This window comes from Pseudomonas sp. GW822-FHT02D10 (assembly GCF_058802345.1).
Genome location: NZ_JBXAOB010000010.1, coordinates 192,765 through 208,361, shown reverse-complemented (window position 1 = coordinate 208,361; position 15,597 = coordinate 192,765). Strand labels below are relative to the sequence as shown.

General features: G+C 59.5%; 14 protein-coding genes. 12 read left to right on the top strand and 2 right to left on the bottom strand.

What is annotated here, in order from left to right; all coding sequences use genetic code 11:
* The first annotated feature begins 126 nt into the window (after positions 1–126).
* Complete coding sequence (locus AC1RPZ_RS18015) at positions 127–1,692, top strand: methyl-accepting chemotaxis protein (protein WP_493138315.1); 1,566 nt, start codon at positions 127–129, stop codon at positions 1,690–1,692.
* 83 nt (positions 1,693–1,775) lie between these two features.
* Here the strand turns inward: AC1RPZ_RS18015 and AC1RPZ_RS18010 are convergent, their stop codons facing one another.
* Positions 1,776–2,474, bottom strand: a complete 699-nt coding sequence (locus AC1RPZ_RS18010) for an alpha/beta family hydrolase (protein WP_493138314.1) — start codon at positions 2,472–2,474, stop codon at positions 1,776–1,778.
* A gap of 98 nt (positions 2,475–2,572) precedes the next feature.
* Between AC1RPZ_RS18010 and ccoN (AC1RPZ_RS18005) the strand changes: the two genes are divergently transcribed.
* The 8 genes from ccoN (AC1RPZ_RS18005) to ccoP (AC1RPZ_RS17970) all read left to right on the top strand — a co-directional run bounded on the left by ccoN (AC1RPZ_RS18005) (position 2,573) and on the right by ccoP (AC1RPZ_RS17970) (position 9,475).
* A complete protein-coding gene (ccoN, locus tag AC1RPZ_RS18005; RefSeq protein ID WP_493138313.1) occupies positions 2,573–3,997 on the top strand; it encodes a cytochrome-c oxidase, cbb3-type subunit I in 1,425 nt (474 codons plus the stop codon).
* Between the two features lie 10 nt (positions 3,998–4,007).
* Complete coding sequence (gene ccoO, locus AC1RPZ_RS18000; protein ID WP_493138312.1) at positions 4,008–4,616, top strand: cytochrome-c oxidase, cbb3-type subunit II; 609 nt, start codon at positions 4,008–4,010, stop codon at positions 4,614–4,616.
* Positions 4,617–4,619: 3 nt separating this feature from the next.
* Positions 4,620–4,826 (top strand): cbb3-type cytochrome oxidase subunit 3, encoded by a 207-nt coding sequence (locus AC1RPZ_RS17995; RefSeq protein WP_493138311.1) that lies wholly within the window; start codon positions 4,620–4,622, stop codon positions 4,824–4,826.
* Entirely contained in the window at positions 4,823–5,776 is a 954-nt protein-coding gene (ccoP, locus tag AC1RPZ_RS17990; protein ID WP_493138310.1) for a cytochrome-c oxidase, cbb3-type subunit III, read from the top strand. Before AC1RPZ_RS17995 ends, ccoP (AC1RPZ_RS17990) begins: the two co-directional genes overlap by 4 nt.
* Before the next feature lie 483 nt (positions 5,777–6,259).
* Positions 6,260–7,702 (top strand): cytochrome-c oxidase, cbb3-type subunit I, encoded by a 1,443-nt coding sequence (gene ccoN / locus AC1RPZ_RS17985; protein WP_493138309.1) that lies wholly within the window; start codon positions 6,260–6,262, stop codon positions 7,700–7,702.
* Positions 7,702–8,310 (top strand): cytochrome-c oxidase, cbb3-type subunit II, encoded by a 609-nt coding sequence (gene ccoO / locus AC1RPZ_RS17980; protein ID WP_019689553.1) that lies wholly within the window; start codon positions 7,702–7,704, stop codon positions 8,308–8,310. Before ccoN (AC1RPZ_RS17985) ends, ccoO (AC1RPZ_RS17980) begins: the two co-directional genes overlap by 1 nt.
* A gap of 5 nt (positions 8,311–8,315) precedes the next feature.
* Positions 8,316–8,501: a CcoQ/FixQ family Cbb3-type cytochrome c oxidase assembly chaperone gene (locus AC1RPZ_RS17975; protein WP_003175465.1), complete on the top strand. Its 186-nt coding sequence runs from the start codon at positions 8,316–8,318 to the stop codon at positions 8,499–8,501.
* Positions 8,498–9,475 carry a cytochrome-c oxidase, cbb3-type subunit III gene (gene ccoP / locus AC1RPZ_RS17970; RefSeq protein WP_493138308.1) on the top strand — a complete coding sequence of 326 codons (978 nt, stop codon included), beginning with the start codon at positions 8,498–8,500 and terminating at the stop codon, positions 9,473–9,475. Before AC1RPZ_RS17975 ends, ccoP (AC1RPZ_RS17970) begins: the two co-directional genes overlap by 4 nt.
* A gap of 69 nt (positions 9,476–9,544) precedes the next feature.
* Here the strand turns inward: ccoP (AC1RPZ_RS17970) and AC1RPZ_RS17965 are convergent, their stop codons facing one another.
* Positions 9,545–10,555, bottom strand: coding sequence for a metallophosphoesterase family protein (locus tag AC1RPZ_RS17965; RefSeq protein ID WP_493138307.1), 1,011 nt, complete (start codon positions 10,553–10,555; stop codon positions 9,545–9,547).
* A 474-nt stretch (positions 10,556–11,029) separates the two neighbouring features.
* Between AC1RPZ_RS17965 and ccoG the strand changes: the two genes are divergently transcribed.
* From ccoG to AC1RPZ_RS17950, 3 genes are all read left to right on the top strand, one after another.
* A complete protein-coding gene (ccoG, locus tag AC1RPZ_RS17960) occupies positions 11,030–12,445 on the top strand; it encodes a cytochrome c oxidase accessory protein CcoG (protein ID WP_493138306.1) in 1,416 nt (471 codons plus the stop codon).
* An 11-nt stretch (positions 12,446–12,456) separates the two neighbouring features.
* Positions 12,457–12,996: a FixH family protein gene (locus AC1RPZ_RS17955; protein WP_493138305.1), complete on the top strand. Its 540-nt coding sequence runs from the start codon at positions 12,457–12,459 to the stop codon at positions 12,994–12,996.
* 143 nt (positions 12,997–13,139) lie between these two features.
* Positions 13,140–15,590 carry a heavy metal translocating P-type ATPase gene (locus AC1RPZ_RS17950; RefSeq protein ID WP_493138304.1) on the top strand — a complete coding sequence of 817 codons (2,451 nt, stop codon included), beginning with the start codon at positions 13,140–13,142 and terminating at the stop codon, positions 15,588–15,590.
* Positions 15,591–15,597 lie beyond the last annotated feature (7 nt).

Below are 15,597 nucleotides of genomic sequence, written 5' to 3'. Positions count from 1 at the left end.
ACCGCCTGAATGGCGGTGTTTTTGTTTGAGCAAACAATGTGCGTCACTGCTAAATATTGAAAAATTATTTCAATTTATTCCTTATGCCGCCGACAACCTGTCAAAGCCTTGCGGATTGAAAAAGCCATGCGTAATAACCAGCCCATTACACAACGCGAACGAACCTTCCCTGCTCAGCAACGGTTGATCTCGACTACCGATGCCAAAGGCCTGATCACCTACTGCAACGACGCGTTCGTCGAAATCAGCGGGTTTTCTCGTGAAGAGCTGATCCGTGCACCGCACAACCTGGTTCGTCACCCCGACGTCCCGGCTGCAGTCTTCGCGCACATGTGGGACACACTGAAACAAGGCTTGCCATGGATGGGCATTGTCAAGAATCGCTGCAAGACCGGTGACCACTACTGGGTTAACGCCTATGTCACACCGGTATTCGACGGCAAGCAGGTGGTCGGTTACGAGTCGGTGCGGGTCAAGCCCACCGCCGAACAGATCCGCCGCGCCGAAGCGCTCTACCAACGCATCAATCAGGGCAAGTCGGCCATTCCTCAAACAGACAAATGGCTGCCGGTGCTACAGGACTGGTTGCCGTTCATTCTGATCAGCCAGCTGAGCTTCATGATCGGCGCGTCCCTCAACTCGCAATGGGGCTTTGCCCTCGCTGCCGGGCTTTCGGTGCCGCTCGGCCTGCTGGGCTTGAGCTGGCAACAGCGCGGTCTCAAGCGTTTGCTGCGCCTGGCCGAACAGACCACCTCCGACCCGCTGATTGCGCAGATGTACACCGACAGCCGCGGCGCTCAAGCGCGCCTGGAAATGTCGATCCTCAGCCAGGAAGCCCGTCTGAAAACCTGCCTGACTCGCCTGCAAGACACCGCCGAGCACCTGACCGAACAGGCTCGACAATCCGACACCCTGGCGCACAAAAGCTCGACAGGCCTGGAACGTCAGCGCGTCGAAACCGAGCAAGTCGCTACCGCCGTCAACCAGATGGCCGCCACCACCCAGGAAGTCGCCAGCCACGTGCAACGTACCGCTGACGCCACCCAGGAAGCCAATCGCCTGACCGGTCGCGGTCGTGACATCGCCGGCGAAACCCGTGAGGCGATCCAGCGTCTGTCGGTGGTGGTCGGTGAAACCGGTCTGACCGTGACCCAACTGGCCAAGGACAGCGACGAAATCGGTGGCGTGGTCGACGTGATCAAAGGCATTGCCGACCAGACCAACCTGCTGGCGTTGAACGCCGCCATCGAAGCGGCTCGTGCCGGCGAGATGGGTCGTGGTTTTGCGGTGGTGGCCGATGAAGTGCGGCAACTGGCGCAACGCACCAGCGAATCGACCGGGCAGATCCACAGCCTGATCGCCAAGCTGCAACAAACCGCCAGCACGGCGGTGCAAACCATGGAAGCGGGTCATCGTCAGGCTGAAGAAGGCGTGGCGCGGGTTCTGGAAGCTGACCAGGCGCTGGTGGGCATCAGCGAAGCGGTAGCCAACATCACCGACATGACCACGCAAATCGCTGCCGCTACCGAAGAGCAAAGTGCGGTGGCCGAAGAGATCAGCCGCAACATCAGCACCATTGCGCAATTGGCTGACCAGACCTCGGAACAGGCACAGAACTCGGCCTTGCTGAGTGAAGAGCTGACCCGTACGGCGAATACCCAGTATTCGTTGGTGGAGCGCTTTAACCGCTGATCGTTGCTGGCAAATACAAAAACCCGGGAGGTGATACTTCCGGGTTTTTTATTGCCAGTTTGAAAGTGATGTCGCCCTGACGGCTACCGAAGCTTTAACTGAAGGAATGTGGCCACTTTTTGCGCCGCAGCCGCCAAATGCTGCTCATGAGTAAACCCCGAAGCCTTCAACGGCTTCAAATCATGATCGCCAGCCACCAGCCAGAACACCTCGATACTCGGCGACAACACATAACCCTCGACCGCTTGGCGATTCCCCAGCGCATCCCTCTCCCCCTGCACAATCAACGTCGGCGTCTCGAGCCCGGCCAAATGCTCGACGCGCGGCTTCTCCGGTTTGCCTACCGCATAAAACGGATACCCCAGACACACCAGCGCATCCGCGCCCAACTCATCGGCCAGCAAACTGGCCATGCGCCCGCCCATGGACTTGCCGCCAATGGCCAGCCGCCCAGCGACATGGCGTCGCACCAGCGCATACACCTCACGCCAGCATTCGAGCAATTTAGGTGCCGGATTCGGCGGGCGCTTGCCGCCATCCAGACGCCGTTGCGCCATGTAGGGAAACTCGAAACGCAACACGTTGACGCCCTGCGCGGCAAGGCGTGCGGCGATGTCGGTCATGAAGCTGCTGTCCATCGGCGCGCCCGCACCGTGAGCGAGAATCAAGGTGCGCGGCTCGCCCGACACCGCCGATGAAGCGGTATCCCACAACCATCCGTGATCCCGCACGCACTGCGCCCATTGATCCCCGTCAATACTGGCTTTGTGCTGTTTGTCCATGCTTGCCTCGCTTTTAATCTGCCTATAACTCCAGGCGAAGGGAGCGTCATTGCCTTGCGCAGACGTCTTCACTTCGGCTGAACCGTGGATGGGGAACCATGAACACTTCTTTAAGTACCGCCTATAACTACAAGGTGGTCCGCCAATTCGCCATTATGACGGTGGTGTGGGGCATCGTCGGCATGGGGCTCGGGGTTTTTCTCGCGGCTCAATTGGTCTGGCCTGAACTCAACTTCAACTTGCCCTGGACCAGCTTCGGCCGCTTGCGCCCGCTGCACACCAACGCCGTGATCTTCGCGTTCGGCGGCTGCGCACTGTTCGCCGCCTCCTTCTATTCGGTGCAACGTACCTGCCAGACGCAGCTGTTCGCGCCGAAAATCGCCGCATTCTGCTTCTGGGGCTGGCAGTTGGTCATTGTCCTGGCCGCCATCAGCCTGCCGCTGGGCTACACCACTTCCAAAGAATACGCCGAGCTGGAATGGCCGATCGCCATTTTGATCGCCATCGTCTGGGTCGCCTACGGCGTCGTGTTCTTCGGCACACTGATGAAGCGCAAGACCAAGCACATCTACGTCGGTAACTGGTTCTTCGGTGCGTTCATCATCACCGTGGCCATCCTGCATATCGTCAACCACGCCTCCCTGCCGGTGAGCTGGACCAAGTCCTACTCGGCCTACGGCGGTGCGACGGATGCCATGGTGCAGTGGTGGTACGGGCACAACGCGGTAGGCTTCTTCCTCACCGCAGGCTTCCTCGGGATGATGTATTACTTCGTGCCGAAACAGGCTGAACGCCCGGTGTACTCGTATCGCCTGTCCATCGTGCACTTCTGGGCACTGATCACCCTGTACATCTGGGCCGGCCCGCACCACTTGCACTACACCGCGCTGCCGGACTGGGCACAGTCGCTGGGCATGGTGATGTCGCTGGTACTGCTGGCGCCAAGTTGGGGCGGCATGATCAACGGTATGATGACCTTGTCGGGGGCCTGGCATAAGTTGCGCAGCGACCCGATCCTGCGCTTCCTCGTGGTGTCGCTGGCGTTCTACGGCATGTCGACCTTCGAAGGGCCGATGATGGCCATCAAGACGGTCAACGCGCTGTCTCACTACACCGACTGGACCATCGGCCACGTACATGCCGGCGCACTCGGCTGGGTGGCGATGATCTCGATCGGCGCGCTGTACCACATGATCCCGAAAATCTTCGGCCGCACGCAGATGCACAGTCTCGGCCTGATCAACGCGCACTTCTGGCTCGCGACCATCGGCACCGTGCTCTACATCGCTTCGATGTGGGTCAACGGCATCGCCCAGGGCCTGATGTGGCGCGCGGTCAACGAAGACGGCACGCTGACCTACTCCTTCGTCGAAACCCTGGTGGCCAGCCACCCAGGCTACGTCGTGCGACTGGTGGGCGGCGCGATCTTCTTCAGCGGCATGTTGCTGATGGCTTACAACACCTGGCGCACCGTGCGTGCCGCGCAGCCAGCCGAAGTCGCCGCCGCGGCGCAGATGGCCTGAGGAGTCCGCCATGAAACACGAAACGATTGAGAAAAACGTCGGCCTGCTGTTGCTGCTGATGGTCTTCGCGGTGAGCATCGGCGGTCTGACCCAGATCGTCCCGCTGTTCTTCCAGGACGTCACCAACAAGCCGGTCGAAGGCATGAAGCCTTACACCGCGCTGCAGCTCGAAGGGCGCGACATCTACATCCGCGAAGGCTGCGTCGGCTGCCACTCGCAGATGATTCGTCCGTTCCGTGCCGAGACCGAGCGCTACGGCCACTATTCGGTGGCCGGTGAAAGTGTCTGGGATCACCCCTTCCTGTGGGGCTCCAAGCGCACGGGGCCGGACCTGGCCCGGGTCGGCGGCCGCTACTCGGAAGACTGGCACCGCGCGCACTTGTACAACCCGCGCAACGTCGTACCGGAGTCGAAGATGCCCGCCTACCCATGGCTGGTGGCCAACCCGCTCGACAGCAGCCACACCCAAACCAAGTTGCAGGTCATGCGCACTCTTGGCGTTCCGTACACCGACGAAGACATCACCGGTGCCACCGAAACGCTCAAGGGCAAGACCGAAATGGACGCACTCGTCGCCTACCTGCAAGTGCTCGGCACTGCCATCAAGAGCAAGAGGTGAGCCATGGTGCTTGAAATGAGTACTGGAATGATCCGCGGCGTGGGTACCGTCGTCGTATTCGTAGCGTTTGTCGGACTGGCGCTGTGGGTGTTCAACGGCAAACGCAGCCCGGAATTCGCCGAAGCGCGCCTGCTGCCCTTCGCCGATGAACCGCAACCCGACGACGCCACTCGCCAAGAAACCGCAACAACAAGGAGTACCCAGCCATGACGACCTTTTGGAGTACGTGGATCTGCGTACTGACCATTGGCAGCCTGATCGGCCTGACCTGGCTGCTGATTGGTACCCGCAAGGGCGAAACCAAGGGCAGCGTCGACCAGACCATGGGCCACAGCTTCGACGGCATCGAGGAGTACGACAATCCCTTGCCGCAGTGGTGGTTCATGCTGTTCGCCGGGACCCTGGTGTTTGCCGTCGGTTACCTGATCCTCTATCCGGGCCTGGGCAACTGGAAAGGCATTCTGCCGGGTTACGAGGAAGGCTGGACCGGCGCCCACGAATGGGAAAAGGAAATGGCCAAGGCCGACGCCAAATTCGGACCGATCTTCGCCAAATTCGCGGCCATGCCCGTGGAAGAAGTCGCCAAAGACCCACAAGCGCTGAAAATGGGCGGACGCCTGTTTGCCTCCAACTGCGCGGTCTGCCACGGCTCGGATGCCAAGGGCGCCTTCGGTTTCCCCAATCTGGCGGACAGCATCTGGCGCTGGGGCGGCAGTGCCGACACCATCAAGACCACCATCATGGGTGGACGCATGGCGGCCATGCCGGCCTGGGGCGAAGTATTGGGTGAGACCGGGGTGAAAAACGTCGCGGCGTATGTTCGTCACGAGCTCGCCGGCCTGCCACTGCCCGCCGACAGCGGCGCTGACCTGCAAGCCGGACAGCAAACGTTCAAAACCACCTGCGTAGCCTGTCACGGTGCAAACGGCCAGGGCACGGAACTGATGGGGGCGCCAAACCTGACGCAACCGGCAGGTTTCATCTACGGCACCAGCCTGACGCAGTTGCAACAGACCATCCGCCATGGTCGCCAGGGTCACATGCCGGCGCAGAACGAACTGCTGGGCAACGACAAGGTGCAATTGCTGGCCGCGTACGTGTACAGCTTGTCTCACAACGCCAGTACCGAGCGTTTGCAGGCTGAAAGCAAAAGCGAATAAATGTTGAGCGCTCTACTGCCGCATTCACCCGAATGCGGCAGTTCCCTGCCCCTTTGCGACCCATTGTCGCACCCCTCCATGAGTCCGCCTTTCGGTTCGACGGATTCACGTCTAAGCTTGCTCCGAAGCGGACTGGCAACAGCCGGTCATGGGTCAACCGTACACGATGCGTTCGACGAATCTGTTCGATGACAGGCCGCAAAGGCTGGTAGATACCGGCTGTCGCGCAAGTTGCCGTCTGTCACCTGCCCGCCTCGTTTGAACACACCCAGTTACAACCGACCCGACCCCCTCGCCTTTTTCGTCCGCCGAGACATTTTGCCCATGGGTAATTTTGTCCCTACGCGGCGCATGGAAAGGCCGCAGAATCAGCTTTAGAAAGCATTGACATGGGTCATGGCGCGTTGCAATGACCCCCCGCTTTCTCCATACTTGCGACCGATTTTTATCCCTAATAAAACACCTAAACCGTGGAACCTTAGAATGAGCACAGCAATCAGTCCGACTGCTTATAACTATAAGGTAGTCCGCCAGTTCGCCATCATGACGGTGGTCTGGGGGATCCTTGGCATGGGGCTCGGTGTCTTCATCGCCTCGCAACTGGTCTGGCCGGAGTTGAATTTCGGCCTGCCGTGGACGACGTTTGGACGCCTACGCCCGCTGCACACCAACCTGGTGATTTTCGCCTTCGGTGGTTGTGCACTGTTTGCCACTTCTTATTATGTCGTGCAGCGAACCTGCCAAACGCGACTGATTTCCGACAGCATGGCCGCCTTCCACTTCTGGGGTTGGCAGGCTGTAATCGTTGGCGCGATCGTTACCTTGCCGCTGGGTTACACCACCACCAAGGAATACGCGGAACTGGAATGGCCTCTGGCTATCCTGTTGGCTATCGTCTGGGTCACCTACGGTCTGGTGTTCTTCGGCACCATCGTCAAGCGCAAGACCAAGCACATCTACGTCGGTAACTGGTTCTACGGTGCCTTTATCATCGTTACGGCGATGCTGCACATCGTCAACCACGCCTCCTTGCCGGTCAGCTTCTTCAAATCCTACTCGGCGTACGCCGGTGCGACTGACGCCATGATCCAGTGGTGGTACGGCCACAACGCGGTAGGGTTCTTCCTGACCACCGGCTTTCTGGGGATGATGTACTACTTCGTGCCGAAACAGGCCGAGCGTCCGATCTACTCGTATCGCCTGTCGATCGTGCACTTCTGGGCACTGATCACCCTGTACATCTGGGCTGGCCCGCACCACCTGCACTACACCGCACTGCCGGACTGGGCTCAGTCGCTGGGCATGGCGATGTCGATCATCCTGCTGGCGCCAAGCTGGGGCGGCATGATCAACGGCATGATGACCCTGTCGGGTGCCTGGCATAAGCTGCGTACCGACCCGATCCTGCGTTTCCTGGTCGTGTCCCTGGCGTTCTACGGCATGTCGACCTTCGAAGGCCCGATGATGGCCATCAAGACCGTCAACTCGCTGTCTCACTACACTGACTGGACCATCGGCCACGTACACGCCGGCGCCTTGGGCTGGGTGGCGATGATTTCGATCGGTGCGCTGTACCACATGATCCCGAAAGTCTTCGGTCGTCCGCAGATGCACAGCATCGGCCTGATCAACACGCACTTCTGGCTCGCAACCATCGGTACCGTGCTTTACATCGCTTCGATGTGGGTCAACGGCATCACCCAGGGCCTGATGTGGCGTGCCATCAACGATGACGGCACCCTCACCTACTCCTTCGTCGAAGCGCTGCAAGCCAGCCACCCTGGCTTCATCGTTCGCGCCATTGGCGGTGCGTTCTTTGCCAGCGGCATGCTGTTCATGGCGTACAACGTGTTCCGTACCGTACGCGCCTCGAATCCGGAAGAAGCTGAAGCCGCCGCTCAGATCGCTGTCGTTGGAGCTCACTGATGAAGCATGAAGTAGTCGAGAAGAATATCGGCCTGCTGGCCTTCTTCATGGTCATCGCCGTCAGCATCGGCGGCCTGACCCAGATCGTCCCGTTGTTTTTTCAGGACGTGACCAACAAGCCGGTTGAAGGCATGAAGCCGCGCCCGGCGCTGGAACTTGAAGGCCGTGACATTTTCATCGCCAACGGTTGTGTCGGCTGCCACTCGCAGATGATCCGTCCGTTCCGTGCTGAAACCGAACGTTATGGCCACTACTCGGTAGCCGGCGAAAGCGTCTGGGACCACCCGTTCCTGTGGGGCTCCAAGCGTACCGGTCCGGACCTGGCCCGTGTTGGCGGTCGTTATTCCGATGACTGGCAGCGTGCGCACTTGTACAACCCGCGCAACGTGGTGCCTGAGTCGAAAATGCCGGCTTACCCGTTCCTCGTGGAAAACAAGCTCGACGGCAAGGACACCGCGAAGAAAATGGAAGTCTTGCGCACGCTCGGCGTTCCTTACACCGACGAAGACATCGCCGGTGCAAAAGATGCCGTGAAGGGCAAAACCGAAATGGACGCGCTGGTGGCCTATCTGCAAGGCCTGGGCACCATCATCAAAAGCAAACGGTGATTTAGATGGATATCGGGATGATTCGTGGCCTGGGCACCGTTGTCGTGATGGTTGCCTTTATCGGTCTGGCGTTGTGGGTGTTCAGCCCCAAGCGCAAGTCGGAGTTTGAAGACGCGACCTTGCTGCCTTTCGCGGATGATCCCGAAGCCATCAAGCACGTCGAGCAAGCTTCTAGGAGTAACAAAGAATGACTACGTTCTGGAGTCTGTACGTCACAGTCCTCAGTCTGGGTACCATCTTCGCCCTGACCTGGCTGCTGCTGTCGACCCGCAAGGGCCAGCGCGCCGAACAGACGGATGAGAAGGTTGGCCACTCCTTCGACGGGATCGAGGAGTACGACAACCCGCTGCCGAAATGGTGGTTCATGCTGTTTGTCGGCACCATCATCTTCGCCCTTGGCTACCTGGCGCTGTACCCTGGCCTGGGTAACTGGAAAGGTCTGCTGCCGGGTTACGGCTACCTCGACAACGAGAAGCAGACCGCGTTCGCCAACGGCCAGGCCGGCTGGACCGGTGTTCACGAGTGGGAAAAGGAAATGGCCAAATCGGACGCCAGGTTCGGTCCGATCTTTGCCAAATTCGCGGCCATGCCGATTGAAGAAGTCGCCAAGGACCCGCAAGCCCTGAAGATGGGGGGCCGCCTGTTCGCCTCCAACTGCTCGGTTTGCCACGGTTCCGACGCCAAAGGCGCTTACGGCTTCCCTAACCTGACCGACGAAGACTGGCGTTGGGGCGGCGAGCCGGAAACCATCAAGACCACCATCATGGGCGGCCGTCACGCGATGATGCCGGCCTGGGGTGAAGTCATCGGTGAGCAAGGCGTCAGCGACGTCGCTTCTTACGTACTGACCAACCTCGATGGCCGCAAACTGCCGGAAGGTGCCAAGGCTGATCCGGTTGCCGGCCAGAAGATTTTCGCCGCCAACTGCGTGGCTTGCCACGGTCCGGAAGGTAAAGGCACCCCAGCCATGGGCGCACCTAACCTGACTCACCCGGCAGCGTTCATCTACGGTTCGAGCTTCGCCCAACTGCAGCAGACCATCCGTTACGGCCGTCAGGGCCAGATGCCTGCGCAAGCGCAACTGCAAGGCAACGACAAGGTTCACCTGCTGGCTGCTTACGTTTACAGCCTCTCTCACGGTGAGAAAGCGGCTGACGCCCAGTAAGGCAAACGCTTGAAGCAACAAAAAACGGCCCCGCCAATGAGAATTGACGGGGCCGTTTTCATTCCACGCTTACTTGAGCAGCGGTATGACCTTGTCGACTTTGCGACTTGGCCAATTGCTGTTTCGAACGACGCTGACAGTGAGCGACTGCTTCTCAATGGAAAGATCGGCAATCAAATACGTTTGCTGCGAAGCGGAGCCGCTGAGGAATACCGGCACATCACCAAAATGCTTGGTTTTATCCCAATCAAAATAAGTCCCCGCGCCCCAGTGGTCATGCCCACCGAAGACCGCCGTCACCTTGTATTGCTCGATCATCTGTTTGAATCTCGAAATCTGCTCATCGTTGCCGTCCCACCGGTAAACCTTGTGCATATTCAGAATGATGATCTTGCCCTGCTCTCGAGCCTTTTTTAAATCCCGCTCCAGCCAGTCAAGCGCAGGCGTAATTTCAAACACTGTTGGAGCAAGCGGATTACCGGAGGTAAAACCTACGGTATAGGTCGGCTCGTTATTCAATTGAACCAAATGCACATCACCGACACTTTTCGAGTAAGCGAGACTGCCATAGTAGACCTTCCCAAAGCCTGAGCTTCTTGCCGCCAGATCCAAGGATTCGACCTTCCCCCAGTAACGGTCCTTGAGGTTGTTGACACTTCCAGCCGCACAGTTATTCAGGAAGCAGTCATCCACATTATTGGCATAGTCATGATTACCCAACCCGTAATCATAGAGCCCCTCCAGTTTATTCTCGAAAACCGAACGCATGTATGAGCGCTCGCCAGCATGACCAAATGCCGTGATGTCACCATTGATCATCACCGGTATACGGGACGCACCGCCATTCAGTCTCCTGAAGCTTGAAATATCGGAGTATTGCAGTTCTATTAACTCCTTTGAGCGCGCCTCCTTGTTTGGGTCCGGGAGGTCCTGATCGGTAAGATCACTCCAGGGGTATTGCGAGTCCGAAACAAACACCAGGTGGTGCGGTGTTTCTGCTGACGAGGCCCCATAGGCCACCGGAACAACCATCGCTAACGCAAAACACACTAACAGCTTACTTCTTTTATAGAGCGTCATAGAAATCCATTTCCATTGATATTTAACTGCCACTTGACTGCAGCCACTGCAAAATATATTGCCTACTCATAATTAACAAACAACAAGCCTCTGCAGATCAACAGAAAATATGTCCAACATTCTCTGACACTTACACGTTTCAAAAGCCCACTAAAAACATGCTCTATACATTCCAGCACATATGAACGTTAAACCAGTGGAGGGCATGGGGCGAGTGAGCCCGACTCGTTACGCCCCTTGCGGGCGCACTGTCGCCCCCCTGCTGAGCGGGCAGCTATACTCAACAAGTCAATTGATCTGCATCATGATTTGTTACATTTGCTACACCATCCACGATTTTTACCCAACGCGACCAAAGGTCGCACCCTTGCACTAGAGCTACAGGCGTATCATTGCGCCACTGCAACACCCCTTTTTGACCGCGGTCGGCACGTACTGACCGGGGCATTTTTCCACTGCCGTGGGATGCAATAGATGAGCAACCAGATTCCGGTACACGACGTTACCCCGCCTGCCAAGAACGCGAACAACAGCGTCGACCTCTACGCCTCTCGGGAAAAAATCTACACCCGCGCCTTCACCGGCCTGTTCCGTAATCTGCGAATGACCGGCGGCGCCGCGTTGTTTTTGCTGTATTTCGGCACGGTCTGGCTCAACTGGGGCGGCCACCAAGCCGTCTGGTGGGATCTGCCGGAGCGTAAATTCTTCATCTTCGGTGCAACCTTCTGGCCGCAGGATTTCATTCTGCTGTCCGGCTTGTTGATCATCAGCGCCTTTGGCCTGTTCTTCATTACCGTGTACGCCGGGCGTGTCTGGTGCGGCTATACCTGCCCGCAGAGCGTCTGGACCTGGATTTTCATGTGGTGCGAGAAGGTCACCGAAGGCGACCGCAACCAGCGCATCAAGCTCGACAAGGCGCCGATGAGCGCCAACAAATTCCTGCGCAAACTCAGCAAACACACAATGTGGCTGTTGATCGGCTTCGTCACCGGTATGACCTTCGTCGGCTACTTTTCGCCGATTCGTGAACTGACCATCGACTTCTTCATCGGCCAGGCCGATGGCTGGTCATATTTCTGGGTCGGCTTCTTCACCCTCGCCACCTACGGCAACGCCGGCTGGTTGCGCGAGCAGGTGTGCATATACATGTGCCCTTACGCACGCTTTCAGAGCGTGATGTTCGACAAGGACACGCTGATCGTTTCCTACGACCCGCGCCGTGGTGAAAGCCGTGGACCTCGCAAAAAAGGCATCGACTACAAGGCCCAGGGACTAGGCGACTGCATCGACTGCACCATGTGCGTTCAGGTGTGCCCGACCGGTATCGACATCCGTGACGGCTTGCAGATCGAATGCATCGGTTGCGCCGCCTGCATCGATGCCTGCGACAGCATCATGGACAAGATGGAGTACCCGCGCGGGCTGATCAGCTACACCACCGAACACAACCTGTCCGGGCAAAAAACCCATAAACTGCGTCCGCGCCTGATCGGTTACGCGCTGGTGTTGCTGGCGATGATCAGCTTGCTGATCACCGCGTTCTTCATGCGCTCGCTGGTCGGTTTCGATGTCAGCAAGGACCGCGTGCTATATCGCGAGAACGCCGAAGGCCGGATCGAGAACGTCTACAGCCTCAAAGTCATGAACAAGGACCAGCGCGACCACACTTATGTGCTGGAAGCCTCCGGGCTGCCGGATCTCAAGCTGCAAGGCAAGCGCGAGATCAAGGTGGCCGCCGGGGAAATTTTCAGCATGCCAGTCGAGTTATCGAGCGCACCGGAACAACTGCCATCGAGCACCAACGAGGTGAAATTCATCCTCAAGGATGCCGACGACAGCAGCGTCCACGTTGAAGCCAAGAGCCGGTTCATCGGCCCACAAATTCGTTGAGAGAAGTCATCATGCCCGCAGCAACTGCCGCCAGCCCTTGGTACAAGCACCTCTGGCCATGGATCATCATCGGTATTCTGGCCTGCTCGGTGACGCTGACCCTGTCCATGGTGACCATCGCGGTGAACAACCCGGACAACCTGGTCAATGACAATTACTACGAGGCGGGTAAAGGCATCAACCGCTCGCTGGACCGCGAGTTGCTGGCCCAGACCCTGCTGCTGCGCGCCCATGTGCACCTGGATGACGTGACCGGCGAAGTCGACGTGCGCCTGACCGGTAACAGCACGCCAGCGACCCTGGAACTGAACCTGATTTCGCCGACCCAGCCGGAAAAAGATCGCAAGATCACCCTGACCCGCAGCGAGACCGAACAGGGCCGTTATATCGGCCAACTGAGCGACAAGATCGAAGGCCGGCGCTTCGTCGAGCTGCTGGGCAGCCAGGACGATCATGTGTGGCGCATGTTCGAAGAAGAACAGATCAGTCACGACAAAGACCTGCTACTCGGCGACGAACCGCTGCAAGGCGCGGAAGATCTGAAGCAGTAAAGAGCCTGCGCTTCGCGCATCGCGAGCAGGCTCGCTCCCACAGTGAATCCCCCTGTGTACACACCTCTTGTGCACGACGCCGATCAAATGTGGGAGCGAGCTTGCTCGCGATGAGGCCCTCCCAGCCGACATAGATCCAACTCATGACCACGCCAACTCCCTGCTACCACTGCGCCCTGCCCGTCCCATCTGGCAGCCGGTTTACCGCCGTCATCCTCGGCGAAACCCGCGAGCTCTGCTGTCCAGGCTGCCAGGCCGTGGCCGAAGCGATTGTCGCAGGCGGGCTGGAACATTATTACAGCCACCGCAGCGAGGCCTCGGCCAACCCCGAAGCCTTGCCGGTGCAATTGGTGGACGAGTTGGCGCTGTATGACCGCGCCGACGTGCAACAACCTTTTGTTCGCCACGAAGGCGAACTCGCTGAAACCACCTTGCTGATGGAAGGCATCAGCTGCGCGGCCTGCGGCTGGTTGATCGAGAAACACCTGCGCAGCCTGCCGGCCGTGACCGAAGCACGGCTGAATCTGTCCAACCATCGCCTGCACGTGCGCTGGGCCGACAGCCAGTTGCCGTTGAGCCAGGTGCTCAGCGAGCTGCGCCACATCGGTTATGCCGCCCACCCGTATCAGGCCGACCGCGCCAGCGAGCAACTGGCCAGCGAAAACCGCCTGGCCTTGCGCCAACTGGGCGTCGCCGGTTTACTGTGGTTTCAGGCGATGATGGCGACCATGGCCACCTGGCCGGAATTCAACATCGACCTCAGTCCCGAACTGCACACCATCCTGCGCTGGGTCGCACTGTTCCTGACCACGCCGATTGTGTTCTACAGCTGCGCACCGTTCTTCAAAGGCGCGATGCGCGACCTGCGCACCCGCCACCTGACCATGGACGTTTCCGTTTCGCTGGCCATCGGCGGCGCCTACCTCGCCGGGATCTGGACCTCGATCACTGGAGTCGGCGAGCTGTATTTCGACGCAGTCGGGATGTTTGCACTGTTTCTACTGGCTGGCCGCTACCTGGAACGCCGCGCCCGCGAACGCACCGCCGCAGCCACCGCGCAACTGGTCAACCTGTTACCCGCGTCATGCCTGCGCCTGAGCGCGGACGGTCAGAGCGAGCGCATCCTGCTCAGCGAGTTGCGTCTCGGGGACCAGGTATTGGTGCATCCCGGCGCCATCCTCCCGGCCGACGGCAAAATCCTCGACGGCCAGTCGAGCATCGATGAGTCGCTGCTGACTGGCGAGTACCTGCCACAACCTCGAACACTGGGCGATGCAGTGACTGCCGGCACCCTGAACGTCGAGGGCGCGCTGACCGTCGAAGTGCTGGCGCTGGGTCAGGACACTCGCCTCTCGGCCATCGTCCGTCTGCTGGAGCGCGCCCAGGCCGAGAAACCACGCCTGGCAGAAATTGCCGACCGCGCCGCACAGTGGTTCCTGCTGTTGTCACTGATTGCCGCCGCTGCCATCGGTCTGCTCTGGTGGGAACTGGATGCGTCCCGCGCCTTCTGGATCGTGCTGGCGATGCTGGTCGCGACCTGCCCTTGCGCCTTGTCGCTGGCCACGCCGACCGCGCTCACCGCCGCCACCGGCACCTTGCACAAACTCGGCCTGCTGCTGACACGCGGCCACGTACTGGAAGGCCTGAATCAGATCGACACGGTGATTTTCGACAAGACCGGGACGCTCACTGAAGGTCGCCTGGCTTTGCGTTCGATTCGGCCACTGGGCGCGCTCGACAGCGACCAGTGCCTGGGCCTCGCTGCCGCCCTGGAAAACCGCTCCGAACACCCGATCGCCCGCGCCTTTGGCCGGGCGCCGCTGGCTGCCGAAGAAGTGCTCAGCACCCCTGGATTGGGCCTTGAGGGCCTGGTTGGCGAACAGCGTCTGCGCATCGGTCAACCGGCGTTTGTCTGCGAACTCAGCGGCTGTGCTGTGCCGGCAATCCCGGGTGAAGCCGGCCAATGGCTGTTGCTCGGCGACAGCCACGGCGCGCTGGCCTGGTTCGTGCTCGATGACCGTCTGCGCAGCGATGCTCCTGCGCTGCTCGCAGCGTGTAAAGCACGCGGTTGGCGCACGTTGCTGCTGTCTGGTGACAGCTCACCGATGGTTGCCAGTGTCGCCGCTGAATTGGGTATCGACGAAGCCCGAGGCGGTTTACGCCCGGATGACAAGTTGCAAGTGCTCAAGCAACTGCACCAGGAAGGCCGCAAGGTGTTGATGCTCGGTGACGGGGTCAACGACGTGCCGGTGCTGGCCGCCGCCGACATCAGCGTGGCCATGGGTTCGGCCACCGATCTGGCGAAAACCAGCGCCGACGCGGTGCTGCTGTCCAATCGTCTCGATGCGTTGGTGCAAGCCTTCAGCCTGGCCCGACGTACACGCCGGGTAATCATCGAGAACCTGCTGTGGGCCGGGCTGTACAATGGCCTCATGTTGCCGTTCGCCGCCCTCGGCTGGATCACTCCGGTATGGGCTGCGGTCGGCATGTCCATCAGCTCGTTGACTGTGGTACTGAATGCGCTCCGCCTGACTCGCATGCCGAGTATGCCGCCATTGCGCACCACACCAGAAACCCGCCCGCTGCCGGCCTGACCGCGCG